Source organism: Wolbachia endosymbiont (group A) of Conops quadrifasciatus (genome assembly GCF_964027015.1).
Classification (GTDB): Bacteria; Pseudomonadota; Alphaproteobacteria; order Rickettsiales; family Anaplasmataceae; genus Wolbachia.
Genome location: NZ_OZ034722.1, coordinates 957,939 through 973,567, shown reverse-complemented (window position 1 = coordinate 973,567; position 15,629 = coordinate 957,939). Strand labels below are relative to the sequence as shown.

Annotated in this window: 14 protein-coding genes and 4 pseudogenes; 6 read left to right on the top strand and 12 right to left on the bottom strand. The window is 33.9% G+C overall.

The genetic code is table 11. From position 1 onward, the window contains the following. Nucleotides 1-240: 240 nt before the first annotated feature. A pseudogene (locus tag AAGD69_RS05050) lies at nucleotides 241-1,587 on the top strand (IS110 family transposase). A 329-nt stretch (nucleotides 1,588-1,916) separates the two neighbouring features. Here AAGD69_RS05050 and AAGD69_RS05045 read toward each other — a convergent pair. Continuing rightward, complete coding sequence (locus AAGD69_RS05045; RefSeq protein ID WP_341811874.1) at nucleotides 1,917-2,792, bottom strand: hypothetical protein; 876 nt, start codon at nucleotides 2,790-2,792, stop codon at nucleotides 1,917-1,919. A 159-nt stretch (nucleotides 2,793-2,951) separates the two neighbouring features. Then, a complete protein-coding gene (locus AAGD69_RS05040) occupies nucleotides 2,952-3,785 on the bottom strand; it encodes a transposase family protein (protein WP_341811873.1) in 834 nt (277 codons plus the stop codon). A 150-nt stretch (nucleotides 3,786-3,935) separates the two neighbouring features. On the opposite strand from AAGD69_RS05040, the pseudogene AAGD69_RS05035 reads away from it, so the two are divergent. The 4 genes and pseudogenes from AAGD69_RS05035 (at nucleotide 3,936) to AAGD69_RS05020 (ending at nucleotide 6,222) form a co-directional block, all read left to right on the top strand. After that, nucleotides 3,936-4,573, top strand: a pseudogene (locus AAGD69_RS05035) (HAD family hydrolase). Continuing rightward, the gene (locus AAGD69_RS05030; protein ID WP_341811872.1) at nucleotides 4,573-5,067 is read left to right on the top strand and encodes an RDD family protein; all 495 of its coding nucleotides are present in this window, start codon (nucleotides 4,573-4,575) and stop codon (nucleotides 5,065-5,067) included. The pseudogene AAGD69_RS05035 and the gene AAGD69_RS05030 overlap by 1 nt, the downstream one beginning before the upstream one ends. A gap of 59 nt (nucleotides 5,068-5,126) precedes the next feature. After that, nucleotides 5,127-5,603, top strand: coding sequence for a bacterioferritin (gene bfr, locus AAGD69_RS05025; RefSeq protein ID WP_341811871.1), 477 nt, complete (start codon nucleotides 5,127-5,129; stop codon nucleotides 5,601-5,603). Nucleotide 5,604: 1 nt separating this feature from the next. Then, nucleotides 5,605-6,222: an SURF1 family protein gene (locus AAGD69_RS05020; RefSeq protein ID WP_341811870.1), complete on the top strand. Its 618-nt coding sequence runs from the start codon at nucleotides 5,605-5,607 to the stop codon at nucleotides 6,220-6,222. Nucleotides 6,223-6,252: 30 nt separating this feature from the next. On the opposite strand, the gene AAGD69_RS05015 is transcribed toward AAGD69_RS05020, so the two are convergent. Both AAGD69_RS05015 and AAGD69_RS05010 read right to left on the bottom strand, forming a co-directional pair. Next, the gene (locus AAGD69_RS05015) at nucleotides 6,253-7,971 is read right to left on the bottom strand and encodes a monovalent cation:proton antiporter-2 (CPA2) family protein (RefSeq protein WP_341811869.1); all 1,719 of its coding nucleotides are present in this window, start codon (nucleotides 7,969-7,971) and stop codon (nucleotides 6,253-6,255) included. A gap of 5 nt (nucleotides 7,972-7,976) precedes the next feature. After that, on the bottom strand, nucleotides 7,977-8,549 hold the full coding sequence (locus AAGD69_RS05010) for a thioredoxin family protein (RefSeq protein WP_341811868.1): 573 nt from the start codon (nucleotides 8,547-8,549) through the stop codon (nucleotides 7,977-7,979). 102 nt (nucleotides 8,550-8,651) lie between these two features. Between AAGD69_RS05010 and tmk the strand changes: the two genes are divergently transcribed. Beyond that, nucleotides 8,652-9,254, top strand: a complete 603-nt coding sequence (gene tmk / locus AAGD69_RS05005; RefSeq protein WP_275020069.1) for a dTMP kinase — start codon at nucleotides 8,652-8,654, stop codon at nucleotides 9,252-9,254. A 25-nt stretch (nucleotides 9,255-9,279) separates the two neighbouring features. On the opposite strand, the gene AAGD69_RS05000 is transcribed toward tmk, so the two are convergent. From AAGD69_RS05000 to AAGD69_RS04965, 8 genes and pseudogenes are all read right to left on the bottom strand, one after another. Continuing rightward, on the bottom strand, nucleotides 9,280-9,957 hold the full coding sequence (locus tag AAGD69_RS05000; protein ID WP_341811867.1) for a hypothetical protein: 678 nt from the start codon (nucleotides 9,955-9,957) through the stop codon (nucleotides 9,280-9,282). A 159-nt stretch (nucleotides 9,958-10,116) separates the two neighbouring features. Next, on the bottom strand, nucleotides 10,117-11,949 hold the full coding sequence (gene ftsH / locus AAGD69_RS04995) for an ATP-dependent zinc metalloprotease FtsH (RefSeq protein ID WP_341811866.1): 1,833 nt from the start codon (nucleotides 11,947-11,949) through the stop codon (nucleotides 10,117-10,119). A 12-nt stretch (nucleotides 11,950-11,961) separates the two neighbouring features. Beyond that, nucleotides 11,962-12,133 (bottom strand): annotated as a pseudogene (locus AAGD69_RS04990) (tRNA(Ile)-lysidine synthetase); the annotation flags it as partial. Nucleotides 12,134-12,249: 116 nt separating this feature from the next. Continuing rightward, nucleotides 12,250-12,507: a hypothetical protein gene (locus tag AAGD69_RS04985; RefSeq protein ID WP_341812649.1), complete on the bottom strand. Its 258-nt coding sequence runs from the start codon at nucleotides 12,505-12,507 to the stop codon at nucleotides 12,250-12,252. Between the two features lie 90 nt (nucleotides 12,508-12,597). Then, nucleotides 12,598-12,884, bottom strand: a pseudogene (locus tag AAGD69_RS04980) (AAA family ATPase); the annotation flags it as partial. A 75-nt stretch (nucleotides 12,885-12,959) separates the two neighbouring features. Next, nucleotides 12,960-13,481, bottom strand: coding sequence for an ATP-dependent metallopeptidase FtsH/Yme1/Tma family protein (locus tag AAGD69_RS04975; protein WP_341811865.1), 522 nt, complete (start codon nucleotides 13,479-13,481; stop codon nucleotides 12,960-12,962). Then, entirely contained in the window at nucleotides 13,482-14,786 is a 1,305-nt protein-coding gene (tilS, locus tag AAGD69_RS04970) for a tRNA lysidine(34) synthetase TilS (protein WP_341811864.1), read from the bottom strand. 142 nt (nucleotides 14,787-14,928) lie between these two features. After that, nucleotides 14,929-15,408 carry an OmpA family protein gene (locus AAGD69_RS04965; RefSeq protein ID WP_341812648.1) on the bottom strand — a complete coding sequence of 160 codons (480 nt, stop codon included), beginning with the start codon at nucleotides 15,406-15,408 and terminating at the stop codon, nucleotides 14,929-14,931. Between the last annotated feature and the right edge of the window lie 221 nt (nucleotides 15,409-15,629).

Below are 15,629 nucleotides of genomic sequence, written 5' to 3'. Positions count from 1 at the left end.
GAAGAAACTCCTCAATTTAAGTTTTTAGTAGTTTTTAAGTATAGTTGTATAGGAAGCGCCTCTGAAGTTATAACCGAAATTTTCACTGGTGCCATAAGTACCCGTCGTTTAGCATGGTTTTGGGAGGAACGGTCAAATCATTGATGGAGTTTTTTAGGCTACCTCGGTTAGGAGATTGTATTATCTAACCGTTCCAAGCTGAAGCGTTTCCCTATTACAAATTATAATAAGGGAGTTACTATGAAAAAAGCAAAAAGTAAATTAGAGATCATGAATCCTGATGCAGCAGGAATAGATGTTGGTTCAGCTGTACATTATGTATGTGTACCAGAAGGAAGTGATGAACAGCGTATACAAAAATTTAGCTGCTTTACAGAGGATCTCCATAACATAGCAAAATGGCTGAAGAAATGTAAAGTTACTACAGTAGCCATGGAGTCAACAGGAGTATACTGGATTACTTTGTTCCAAGTACTTGAATCATATGGACTTGAAGTAAAGCTTGCAAATGCAAGACATGTAAAAAATGTACCTGGAAGAAAGTCAGATGTTCAGGATTGTCAATGGCTTCAACAACTACATAGTTATGGGTTAATCCAAGGATCATTTAGGCCAGATGATCAAATGTGTGTATTGCGTGGTTATGTTCGGCAACGTAAAAACTTAATTGAAAACGCTGCTAAACATATTAATCGCATGCAAAAGGTGTTAGTACAAATGAATATTCATTTACATAAAGTGACAAGCGATATTGCTGGCGTCACAGGAATGCAAATTATTAAAGCAATAGTAGAAGGTGAAAGGAATCCTAAAAAACTAGCTGAATTCAGAAGTGTGAATATGAAGAATGATAAGGCTACTATAGCAAAAGCATTAACAGGCGATTATAGAGAAGAACATTTATTTGTATTAAAGCAAGAATATGAAGCATATAATTTTTTTCAAGAAAAAATAATTGAATGTGATAAAAGTATAGAGAACTATTACAAAGCATTAGAGACGAAGTCCGATGAGAGTAAAGAGTTAGGTAAGGAAAAAAATAAGTCTAGAAGAGGCAGACCAAATTTCACCCTGCGTGAGGAATTGTATCGTGTAACTGGTATAGATTTCACTAAAATTCCTGGATTTGATGTACTAACTGTACAAACCATTATTGCGGAAGTTGGCATTAATCATAATAAATGGCGATCAGAAAGGCATTTTACCTCATGGTTAGGGCTTAGCCCTGCTAATAAGATTACAGGAGAAAAAGTATTTTGAACAAAAACTCGTAAAGTTATTAATCGTGCTACGAATGCCTTGCGAATGGCTGCTTATGCTGTGGGAAATAGTAAAAGTGCATTGGGTGCATATTGTAGGAGATTAAAAAAACGGCTAGGAGCAATAAAAGCAATTACTTCTACAGCAAGAAAATTAGCATGCATCTTTTACCAAATGTTGAAATATGGACAAGAGTATGTGGAAAAAGGAATGAGCTATTACGAAACACGTTACAAAGAGAGAGTTGTAAAAAATTTAATCAAAAAAGCACAGGAATTTGGCTACATATTAGTTCAACAAGAAGCGCTAGTTAAGGGAGTTTCTTAGGAGAATAAAAAAACGCCATACTTGAAAGTATAATGTAAGTAACTAGCCAACTACGGGGCTTCTTTTGCCTTTTTTTTTATTTGGTAAATTTCTTAATGTTTGTAGCTAAAGCAATTTAAGAGACCGAAAATGTTGTCATTCCAGCGCGTGACGCTGGAATCTAGTCTTTATTATGCAGCCACTTATTTAAAGTTAAGTTTTCTGGATCCAAGTAGTCAGGGCACTGGGATGACACCCTGACAATCGTCATCCCGCTGCTTGTTAGCGGTATCTCTAGATCCCGCGGCGGTATGATGGTTCGTGGCGGTATAATGAAGCTTGAAAGCGGATCACCTTTCACGACCTGTATTTACTTCAGGAGTATTAACAGGTGTTATCGTTGGGTTTTCAAGTTGTGTTGCTTGCTCTAAGCCCTTGCTTATACTTTGGTCCTGATTTAAAATTTTATCAAAGTGCTTACTCTTTTGTTGCTCTTCGTTATTTGACGTATCTCTTTGAGCATCTTCTTTTATGCCACGAGCATTTTCCACACTCTTTTCATCCTCACCTAAAAGTTTTTCTAATATTTTCTTAACAAAGCGCTTCAGAAGACTCAAAAACCCTTCTTCTTTTTGATTTTCTTGTGGTTGAGGTGTGTTATCTTTTTTGTCCGGCTCAGTGTTGAGCTTCTCTTTTACAGAACTCTTGCTCACTGAGGGACTAACGATTTGTGAATCGTGCTTTGATTGCTGTGTATCTGTTTGCACAGAAGCTTCAGTAGTCTTTTTTTGTGTATTATGTTCAAGGTCTTTAACTGTTGTTGTAGTTTTTCTTGGAGTGTTAGTCACTTCTTGAAATTCTTTATTATCACGCAACCCTTCAATCCTTGATAGTTGCGTATCTTGCCTAGCTTCTTGCAGTATTGCACCTGATCTACTTCTTTTACTTATACCAAACTCTTTCCTTAACTCTTGTGTTGATCGTCTAAGTTTATCTATTTCTTCGTCGTTCTGTCTTTGTCGTTTTTCAAGTTCTTTGTTTAACTTTGCAATATTTTCCATTTTATTCTCAAGCTCCTTACTTTTTACAGCTTTTAGAGCCTTGGTTCCTTTTGCAATATAATTAACCTTCTCTTCTAATGAGGTGCCTTCTGGAAAAGCACCTGGAGAACGTTCAAAAACATCTTTAAACTTTTTTTCAACACTTTCTTTAGATGTCTGCGCCATACCTGCTACCTATTAAAACATATCATATAACCAGTATATTAGCTAATTATATAAAAAACAGTTAACATAACTTGTGGTAAAGAGTGTTTATCAAGAGCAGACCTGCTGAGAATCAAGCAATAAAAAGAAGGAAAGGAGGGTGACTAAAATCAAGGTTAACTAAAAGGCGTGCTTAAGATTCACAATACCAGCAATAATATTGAACCTCAGGTTGTATTTTTTCTGAAAATTGCGGTAAACATGAGACATAATCTTAAATATCTTTATCTCACGGATCTTATTTTCTACTCTCATTCTAAATGATGCTAATCTTCTATTATGCTCTTTCTGCTCTGGAGTTAATGGCTTTTTACGATACTTTTTATATGGAATTATAACATTGCTTTGCAATTTTTGCCAACCTTGATATCCAGAATCGGCATATTTTATGCTATCGATTGGTAAATATTTTTCTTGTTTCCTTATGCAAAAATCATTAATTCTACCACGATATGACTTTGACACTGATAAAATTCTTCCACCTTCTTCGATAACAATCTCAGTTTTCATAGTGTTGGTTCTTTTTTTTCCTGAATATGATTTCTTCCGTTTTTTACTATCTTCTGGTCTCTGTATTTGCTGTTCTGTAACATCAGCCAGAATCTTCAGTATTTTTTCTGGTGTCATACTTCTATCTTTTGTTATAGTAACTTTTTTGGCAAGTAATGGCTCTATTTTCTTCAGTAACCTAAATACATTTGCGTTGTGAACATTGAACAGGCACCCTAAAAATCTATGTGTTATGTAAGTGCGATAGTACAAAATTACGCAAAATAACTTATCTTCTAGAGTTGGTAGTTGTGATCTTCTACCATGGCACTTTTTCTGTTTTTCAACTCTTTTCCACCCAGACCTAACTTTTTCCACTACCTTTTCGAACTCCTCTATAGTTAAACCTGTTATATTACGAAAGTTTCTTGGGTACTTCTTCATGTTATAGTAACTAAAGCTCATTTTTTTACCTTACTCAATCTGCTTATTCTTCTTCTACTTCTCTCACATTATTTTTTCAATCACCTTTTGCAGCAGGTCTAGCGTTCTATTTATATTTTTTTATTAAAATGCTATTTACTTATTAAGTTGAAATGTATAACCATATAAGAGATGAAGGATAGTCAATTAGCAGTAGTATTCGATTGGGATAATACCTTAGTTGACACTCAAGATAACATTTTTAATGCTATTAAGCATATCATAAACTCAATGGGGTATAGTAATAAAGCTGCCGATAGAAATTCCCATGAGTCGAGAAAGAGCTATATGGTCAATTTATTTGGCGATCAGTGGAAAAAAGCAAATCAGATATATCAACAATATTTAGATGATGCACTATTGCAAAACATTGCTCTGAATCAAGGAGTAGAGAAAATGTTGCAGACACTGAAAAGCCACAATATTTATCTAGCAATAGTAAGTAATAAGAAAAATACTAATTTACGTAAAAAATTTGCCTATTTTAAACTAGATTCTTACTTTGAAAGAGTAGTTGGGTCATGCGATACTGCAGAAGATAAACCATCTGCAACCCCACTGCTATTTGCACTAGAAGAGAGTACGTTACCTATAAATAGAGAAAATGTGTTTTTGTTGGTGATAGCATCACAGATGTTCTGTGTGCACAAAATGCCAATTGTTTACCTATTATATACGGTCAATCAATAAGCGGTTATAAAGATTTGTTATGTTTTCAACATTTTGATAAACTTACAGATTTTATAATAAAGTATTTAGAAGATAGGTAATGACCACTGTTACAGAGATTGCCAGTATACAAAGGCGCTTTTGCGCATATTTAATAGATGTAGCAATTTTATTAATTCCAACTTCATTAATCAGACTATTGTTAAAGAATTTTCCGTTAATTTCACATCTATCATATATGTATGTAGATTGCAGTTACTTCACATATTTTATATCTTCAAAGGCCCAAGCAACTCCTGGTCAGCAATCAATGAACATACATACCATAAGTTTGGACGGTTCTAAAATAGATTTGAGTTTAGCATTTGATAGAAGCATTTCTCAGTTTTTTCTTTTTCTATTAAGGAACATAATAGCTATCCTCATCGAGCTTTTCCAAGAACAAAACGCGTTAGTAAATGCCTTAATCGTACTGGGAGCAATTATAATGCTGCTCACCCTCTATTGGTATCTAGTTGCTTGCTTCTCTAAAAAAAAACAGACATACCACGACATCCTATTTAATACGGTTGTTATCAAAGGAACTATTAAATGAGTTGCTATAACTATCGTTATCATATAAATTATGCTGATAAATTGAACTCAGGGAAGATTATGAATGAAGAGATAGTAAAATGTTTGAATAAATTATTGACCAATGAGCTGACTTCTGTACGCGAGTATCTTTTGCATTTTGCGGTTCTCAAAAACAATGGAATTAATAGACTTGCAGAAAAGGTAAAAAATGAGCTTAACGAAGAACTTGAACATGCGAACAAGTTGGCAGAAAGAATTTTGTTATTTAAAGGAGTCCCAAATTTTCAAGATACAAATGGAATCTCAAAGTATGATGGAAAATTTACAAAAGATACAATACAAAAAATCTTAGAAGCTAATTTGAAATTAGAGGGAAAAGGTATTAAGGATATCAAAGAAACGATTTCTATCGCTGAGAAAGAAAAAGATTTTGTTAGTGTAATGTTATTAGAAGAGATGTTAAAAAATGAAGAAGAGCACTTCCATTGGATTGAGAAGCAGATCGATCTTATTGAACTAATGGGTGTTGAAAACTATTTAAGAACACAAATATAGAGTGTTAAAAAAGATAGTATTTATTTTAATTGTACCTTGTTTGCTCCTTTTTTTATTAGGATTATGGCAAGTATTCAGATTGAACTGGAAGAATAATATTATCAAAAATATGAATCTTCATGTTGTTCATCTGTTGCCCAATAACGACCTTGAAAAATTTAACTATAGGCATGTCAAGATTGGTGGGATTCTAAGTGGCATAGAACTATATGTTTTTGCAGGGCAAAACGGCTATTATGTATTATCTCCTATGCTGATTGCTACTGGACATTATATGTTAGTGAACAAAGGAATAGTTAAAGAAAAAAAAGAGGAAAAAGTAAAAATTAAAAAAGTAGTTGCAGATGGAACTTTATATTGCGATAGCAATAAAAGCAAAAATTGGTTTATCAAGAACGATACTGCTTCGAATACATGGTTTACCCTGAGTACAGAAGAAATTTCCAATGAGTTAGGTATTAAGCTAGAGAAGTGTATATTGTGGCCGAACAATTTTGGCAGCAAATTAGCTATACGGCCAATGAAGCATTTGGAATATGCAATCACTTGGTTTGCACTTTCCTTAACTTGGTTGATTATGTGCGTAATTTACTATAGGCAAAACCTCAATAAAGCTTGAAGCTTTCTGTACATAAAATTAGAGAAGTAGTCATTCATCTTTATCACTACCAAGGTCTTTTAACATACTGTAATTGCCTTTTCTAAATCTACTTTTTAAAGACGTAACTCCACTTTCGCTAATAGCACTGAGGCTCAGTGCAGCTCCACCTAGCTGCAATCCTATCTCAGATGTTTCAGGAATAATTTTACTAGCTCCTAGATCTCTATAAACCTCCACATTACTCAGATCTGGTAAGCGTATTACAATATTTACATGCGGAAAATTTGCAGCAACTAATGAAACAACTTTTTTTATAGTAACTTCATTCTTTATTGAAATAACGAGAGCTTGAGCTCTTTCTATTCCTACTGATTTTAAAATTTCACATCTTGTAACATCTCCAAGATATATAGGAAAACTATCACTTTTTCCTTCTTTGACTATTTTTGATTGAATATCTACAACAACGTAACTTAAATGCTCTGCAGTAAGCATTTTTGTTACCATATACCCCACTCTACCAAATCCAGCAACTATTACATGGTTATAAAGATCTTGTGTATCTGTTTCAACAGCTTCATCATCTAATATTGTTTTCTCAGTGCTAAATGAGTTTGCTATCCAATCTCCAAGCCCCGATAAAAGAGGAGTGAAAGCCATGGTTACTGTAGTTACCATCATAAGTACTTGAGCGATTTCACTTGGTAGCACATTTAGCTCATCTGCTAAGCGAAATAAAATAAACGCAAATTCACCGCCTTGTGAAAGCAGTAACCCAGCTTGTATAGCAGGTGCACTCTTAAACCCAAAAAATCTACACAATATATATATGATAGATGTTTTTAAAACGATAAGGATAATCGATAATAAAGTAATTAGTGGTAACTTATTGAGTAAAAGTTCGGTATTGATAGACATACCAACAGTCATGAAAAATAAGCCAAGAAACAAATCTTTAAATGGCAATACTGCGTGTTCTACTGAGTGTCTGTATTCTGTTTCTGCAACTAACAATCCAGCGACAAATGCACCTAATGCCAACGATAAATGGAATTGCTCAGTAATAAATGCTGCTCCTAATACTATTAAAAGCGTTGTTGATATAAAGACCTCATTGCTTTCCATTTTAGCAATAACCGAAAATAAAGGTCTAAGCAATAATCTACCAGTTATAAATATCAGCACTAATGCAATAGCTGCTTGCACCAATGAACCTGCCAATGAGCTTATCAGGCTGTGCTCAGAATTGCCAGCAAGTAAAGGTACCAATACTATTAATGGTACCACTGCAAAATCTTGCATTAATAGTACTGCTATTGACAACCTACCAACCTGACTTGCTTGAGAACCTTTTTCTTGCAGAACCTGCAACACTATTGCTGTTGAGGATAGCGCAAGCCCACCACCAATAACTGTTGCTATATTCGTATTCACTCCGAAAGCAAGAGCGATGCACCATATTGCTACCATGGTAACTATAACTTGAAGAGAACCGAACCCAAATACATGAATACGCATAGCGATCAGGCGTTCAAATGTCAATTCAAGGCCTATAATGAATAATAGGAAAACTACACCAAATTCTGCAAGATTATCCATTGCTTCAGCTGAGTGTATCAGATTAAATCCATGAGAACCAATAACTGCACCTGCAACGAAGTAACCGAGCACTGGACTAATATTCATTTTCCAGAACGCTATGACTATAAACACAGCAGCAGAAAGTAAAATTATAATATCAAACAAATGCTGAGATCCACTGTGCATGATATTTAACCTGTGGAATTAGACCATTTAATTGAGCAGCCAATACTTGATTTTTGGTCAATTGGAGAATTACCAGTTTCTGCAATAAATTTCATAGCTTGAAATAAGTCACTACTTCCTACTTCATAGCTTTGAACCTTTTCTTTTTTTGTGTCATTAAAACGTCCACGATAGCAAAGGTTTAAATTGGAATTAAAGCCAAAAAAGTCAGGAGTGCAAACAGCCCCGTATTCTTTAGCTATTTTCTGTGTACTATCAATTAAATATGGAAATGTAAACTTATTTTCCTTGGCAAAATTAATCATATTTTCAAAGGAATCTTCTGGATATTCATTTACATCATTTGACATTATTGCAACGGTGTTTACCTGATAATCTTTTTTCAATTGATCAACATCGCTTACCAGATTGCTAATAATTGACTGAACGTAAGGACAGTGATTGCATATAAACATTACAATAAGACCGTTTTTTCCACAACAGTCACTTAATGTATAGTATTTATTATCTGCTCCCAAAAGATTAAAATCTTTTGCAGTAAAACTAAAATCGACTTTAGGAGTATTCAGAGCAACCATAGACTATTATTATACCGTATGTAATTTACGGTCTTATTATTTAAATGTCAAACGGTTTCTATGTATACTGTTTGCATATTCTTTTTTAGTATTATAAAACTTATGTTCATAACTTTCGAAGGAATAGACGGCTCTGGTAAAACAACACAATCTAAGCTACTTGCAAATCATTTTAAGCAAATTCACGGCGAAAATAATGTAGTGTCGACTCGAGAACCAGGTGGCACTGATTTTGCAGAAAAAATAAGAGGAGTGTTGTTAACAAATAATATTGATCCTATTTCTGAACTCTTGCTACTTATCTCGATGAGGCACGAACATATGAAAAAATTAATATTACCAGCTCTTGCAGAAGGGAAAATAGTGATTTGTGATCGGTTTATTGATTCAACCATTGCATACCAAGGATATGGGTTTGGAGTTGATTTAAAACTAATAGAAGATTTGCACAGGTTGGCTGGAGTTAGATATCCAGATATTACATTTATTCTAGATATTGATGTTAAAGTTGGGTTAAGTAGAGCGAAAGACAAGAATAAATATGAAGAAATGGATGTTAATTTTTATAATAAAGTTGGAAAAGGGTTTAAAGAAATCGCCATAAAAGAGCCCGGTAGGTGCCATGTCATCACTGAAATTGAAACAAAAAATGATAATCAAGTACACACTAAGATTATTGATAAAATCACTATTGCAAAGACTTAACTATATTTATTTAACCTCTACTAATTTAAACCGAACCTTTAACTTGTGATAGAAAATTATTAATTTTAGGTAACATTATTTCACATGAATAACTTTTTGTTTGAGTAGCTAAAAAATCCTGTATTTTGTCTGGATCTTCTTCACTTATTATCTTATATGCCCTTGTGAGGTTCATTAATTCACTTCTATTTTTTTTATTACTTACTTCAGTAATAGTAAAAAATTGATCAAAATGGTCTAAGAGGTCTTTATTTTTTATTGAAGACACAATATCATCAATTTCTTTCACATATAATGCAAGTTTGTGTGCTTTACTACGATCTTCAAAACAAAGATTAACAAGCACGTTGCAAAACCTATCTCTCGTAGTACTTCTCACTTCTGCTAATAAGGATTTAATATTTTCTTGGCAATGCACTCTCTTTACTGATTCAGCTGGTTCAACCATACCAAGAACATTCTTTACAAAAGATTTTTCTTCACAATTAAATATGAACATGTAATAACCCATAGATAGAGTAAAGAACAAGAATACGGCTGGGAGCAAAAATGGCACTAGTACATTTTGTGATACAGGAAAGATAAACCAGACAGCAGTTGCTGCTGATACAACAAGAAATAGCCCTAATAAAGTTAATTGCGCTCTTTTTTTATACTTATGATCAATAACTGCATTTACACCAATAGAAGCTACATCAACCATTACTCATACCTCATTAAACAGTAATACTAACTGAATGATAGCATTATCGTGATGAAAATGCAACATTATGAATATTCTAATACAATTTATATTGAAAGTTACAATTCTGAATGTTTTATTGCAGCGTTAGCTGATTAGCATTTTAAGCTAGGGTCAGATCTAATAGAGAGAGGATTTTTTTATTTTCTCATTCTTCTCATTTTCCTCTCTAACAATTTTTTTTCCGCTTAATATGTCCTTTATTTCATCTCCTGTTAAAGTTTCAAACTCCAGTAGATTTTCGGCAATGAGATCTAAGCCTTTCTTATGCTTGGTCAAAATGTCTTTCGCTTTTTCATAGCAAGAAGACACAACTTTCTTCACTTCTTCATCTATAAGTTTTAACGTATCTTCAGAAATTATCTCAGAACCATGCATAGTTTGTTCGCGATTGTGATAGATCGGACCTATTTTGTCGCTCATTCCCCATTTTGTTACCATAGAACGTGATAAATCTGATGCTAGTTTTATATCTGAAGATGCGCCGCTTGTGACTTTATCATAGCCAAAAATTAGCTCTTCTGCCACACGTCCACCCATTGCAACAGTTATATCTGCTAGCATTTTTTCTCTTGTGAGGGACACTCTATCTGTTTCTGGTAGTCTCATAACTAAACCGAGTGCCCTACCGCGTGGAATAATTGTTGCTTTGTGTATAGGATCAGAAGCAGGCATATTAACAGCAATCATCGCATGGCCAGCTTCATGGTATGCAGTCAGTCTCTTTTCCTCTTCTGTCATAATGAGAGATCGCCTTTCCACACCCATCATCACTTTATCACGTGCATATTCGAAATCATCCATGGTAACAATCTTCTTGTTTCTTCTTGCAGCAATAAGCGCAGATTCGTTCACTAAATTTGCTAAATCAGCCCCTGAAAAACCAGGTGTTCCTCTTGCAACTGTTTTCACATTTACATCAGGGGCCATTGATATTTTCTTTATATGCGTATTTAATATTTTCTCGCGCCCATTTATATCGGGTAAAGAAATAGTAATCTGCCGGTCAAAACGACCAGGCCTAAGCAGTGCTGGATCTAAGACATCCGGACGGTTAGTCGCAGCAATTATTATTACGCCCTCATTAGACTCAAAGCCATCCATCTCAACTAATAACTGATTTAATGTTTGTTCTCTTTCGTCATTACCACCACCAAGACCAATGCCACGATGTCTACCCACCGCATCTATCTCATCTATAAAAATTATACAAGGAGCATTTTTCTTGCCTTGATCAAACATATCACGAACACGGCTCGCACCAACACCAACAAACATCTCAACAAAATCAGATCCAGAAATGCTAAAGAATGGCACATTAGCTTCTCCTGCAATTGCACGAGCAAGTAAAGTTTTACCAGTTCCAGGAGAGCCAATTAAAAGGCACCCTTTTGGTATTTTTCCACCTAATATTTGAAATTTTTGCCTTTGTTTAAGGAAATCAACGATTTCTACTAGCTCTTCTTTTGCTTCATCAATTCCGGCAACATCATCAAATGTTACTTTTTTCCCACTAGTCATGAGTCTAGCCCTTGACTTGCCAAAGCTTATAGTTCTGTTGCCCCCCGCTTGTGTTTGTTTAAGAAAGAATAGCAAAAAGCCAATAAAGATAAATGTTGGGACCCATGAGATAAGTAATCCACCAATTGCGCTAATGGCAGAATCTCCAGTTGAAAAGGAGAATCTCACTTTTCTATCATGTAAATTTTTTATTAGGTCGCTATATATAACACCGCTTGAGTTGAAACTTGAACCATCCCTAAACTTGCCCTCAATGCTCTGGTTTTTTATGACAATATTTTCTACATCATTGTCTTCTAGTCTAGTTAAAAATTCCGAAAAAGGTATGGTTGTTTTACTTCTACCTACATTTCCGCTGAACTGAATATAAGCAACTGAAATAAGAACAATAATTACTAACCAGATCAATAAGCCTTCTAAAAATTTTTTCATTTCTATTTCTAACTAAGTACTAATCAAGCTTACCAAATTTTGTTTTATCGTGCTATTAATAATGCATTGAACCTTATCGTCATTGGTATTTTTTTTCGTTATAATTTACATCAGGATAAGCAAGCACCTTTCCATCTTTTTGTACTGTAGGCAAAGAATAGAAAACTTCAGGGCAGCAGTTGTAAACTTGAAAAAGCGGGTAGCTACTGCTCCATGTGCTTTCTTTTATGGGAAAATAGTTGCAAGGTCTAATATATAGGAAAACCTTGTTGGACAAAGTAATTTGTTAATAAGATGACTTTATGTACATTGTTGGAAATTATTCTGCATATTATGCTGGCGAGCTACCGGTTCTGCGCTTACACTATTAAATTCACGATTAAAATCATCCATAGTAATAGTAGGAATAGCGCCTTCATGGCTTCTGTTTATAGCATTATATTTTACTTTTTTTGCCAAATTAGATAAATAAGCTCCTGAATAATCAGAAATGCGGCTTGCAATTTCTTCCAGATTTACGTCTGGTGCTATTTGTATATTCTTTAAGTTGATATTCAATATTTTCTCACGCTCCTTTTCTCCAGGTAGAGAAATATGAATGCACTCACCTAGGCGCCCAGGTCTCAAGAGTGCTTCATCTATATGAGGCAAATGATTTGTTGCACCAATTACTATTACATCTTTTCTAGATTTTATCCCATCCAGTTCACTCAATAACTGAGTGATCATCCGCCTCTCTTCATTATTACTAGCAGAAGTTTCTGAATTATTTCGTCTACTAACGGCATCTATTTCATCTATAAAGAGTATGCAAGGAGAATTTTTCTTAATTTTTCGAAAAGATCACGAATGTAAGCTGGACCAGCACCCATTAATGATTTAGAAAACTCAGACGCTGAAACACTATAACACGGAATATTAACTTCGCCTGCAATTGCATGAATAAGGAGGGTTTTACCATTTCCGGGGGGACCGTATAAAATGTAGCCTGTTGGTATATTACAATTGAATTATTCAAAATTTTTTCTATTTTTTATGAAATTGCAAATTATTTCTAATGATTTCTTTACCTTATCGGAGATTGCAACATCACTAAATTTTAATTTCTCTTCTTCTGTAATTAATTTATCGTCTAAGCTAATGCTAAAATTTTTTTTGTATATCACCCAGCCAAATACTAGCACACCTAGAAATATTATAATGGAAATGCTACCTAAAATGACATCTGCATTTATGGCTTCTGTTGAAAAGAGGATGTAAACCCTTTTGTCGCGTAAAATTTTTATGAGATCATTAGATATAATACTGACTAACTTAAAACTTGATCCATCCTTAAGCTTACCTACAATACTATTTTCATTTATATCTATAACAACACTTTTTATATCGTTACTTTCTAATCTGTCTGAAAATTCTGAAAAAGATATAGTAGTTAGACCTTCACCTTGAAAAAACAGCATATAAATTGCAAAAATGGTAGCAGCAATTGCCAGACATAAGAGAGCAATTTTAAGGAATTTCCACCGAGTCATTTAATTTTCACCTGAAAGAATTGAGCTTATCAGATTTTCGTACAATATGTTAGTAATAATACACTTAACTCCATTATTATCGATTTTCTGATTACTTTGACATGTACTAGGATAAGCAGCAAGCACCTTTCCATCTTTTTGTACTGTAGGCAAAGAGTAGAAAACTTCAGGGCAGCAGTTGTAATCCTTCAGAAATTCAGGAACTTTTTGTGTTTTTTTTAATGGAGCGATGATAACTGAACACTCTTGATTTCCGAGTATTGTGCAGCTAAATCTGTTATCCCATTGAGTAGGTTCATTTAAAGGTAGGTTTACGGTAATTTCTTGTATCTTTGACGATTCTCTAATTATTAAGATATTTTCTCCATATTTTCTTATTTTGCACCCAGAAAGTGTACAGTTAACATTACTATCCTTTTGCAATATTTTATTAAATATTGCAATAAGGCTATTGTACCTTGGTTTATAATGTTTACTGGCAATTGCCATTATAGAGTAAAGAAGAAGCCTCAAGGCTATTTCCTCTGGCAATTGATAAAATTCACTTAGTTTAATTTCAATATAACCAAGATCATGAACATTAACACAGTCATTAAATGCAAGGCGTGTGTAGTGCATCAACGCTTTTGCAGCTCTTTTCATATGAAGGGCTGTGAGGCATATTCGCTCTGTTAAAATCTCTTGATTGTCACTTGCTTTAAGTAAGCTACGGTATAAAGTTCGCCTGTATTTTAAGTTATAGTTGCTTCTATCTTCGATCCATTTTAACCGGTGAAGCTTAGCGTACTTTTCTATTTCACTACGACTAAAATTTAACAATGGCCTAAATATATAAATACCATTTAAGAAAGATTTGTAATCCATTGATGATAATCCATCTACGCCACTACCTCGCTCCAATCTTAATAAGAACGTTTCTGCTTGATCATCTTTGTGATGAGCAACGAGCAAACATTTAACATTATTGTTTTTACACCACTCTGCTAGTAACTTATATCGTGCTTTTCGTGCCTGTAATTGAATATTACCTTTAATATTTTGCTTCTCCCAATTTAATATGAACGATTCCTTTGCTCCAAGTTCTTTTGCATAACTTATAACAAAATCAGCTTCTTTTTGAGACTCTGAACGTAACCCATGATTTACTGTTAATGCTATAGGAAGTGAAAGCTTGTTTTTTTTTGCCCAGTTAGTCATTAAGTGCAGTAAGACTATACTATCTACACCACCTGATACTGCAACTGCGATTTGGTTATAGAAAGCAAAGCTATTAGCTATATTTTGAAATAATAACTCTAATTTCATTATGTTTCTTGATGGCAAGATAGTCTCTACGTCATACAGCGACTTATTTGTGGTATATATAGATCCCGCTAACAAGCAGTGGAATTGCTCTCTTTTGTCATCCCAGTGCTTGACACTGGGATCCAGGTTTTAATGCAAGAAACTATTTCTTTATTCCAGAAAATGAAAATTCCACTCTACGATTTTTAGCATGCTCTTTTTCATATTTAGAATTTCTAGAATCATCTTTTACATTAACCAAAGGCTCAGTTTCACCCTTAGAAGCAGTTTTTATTCTGTTTTCTATGTAGGGTGTACAACTAACCATAAATTTTTTAGCTGCATCTGCCCTTCTAGCGCCTAGCGCAAGATTATATTCATGAGAACCACGGTTGTCAGTATGACCAGTTAAAGTAACCTTCGCGTCAGGGTTATCTTGTAACACCTCCATTACGTCAAGTAATGCATCTGCGCTTACTTCAGTAATACTAGATTCATCATAACCAAAGAAAACTCTTTTATCACCTATCTTCTTAACAACAGAATTCATTTTATTTGTTGTATTTGCTCCTTTTTTTGGGCAAGAACTTACACCAGTAAGTAGTAAACAAAAACAGCACATTATAACCAGTCTACTCCACATTACTAAACCTCCATAAATTTTAAAATAGTGCGTAACTTTAATTTCAGTAGTTAATAATCTCTCCATATTGTAATATAGTCAAGAGAAATAAAATACTAAATACTTTTTCTACACCCTTACAATTAATTTTCTTATAATATGCTGGACTCTGAGTAGAAAAATCCAATAAAGGAATAAAAAGTACAATTTTTTATTGTACTTTAAGCAAATATACTTTTAAC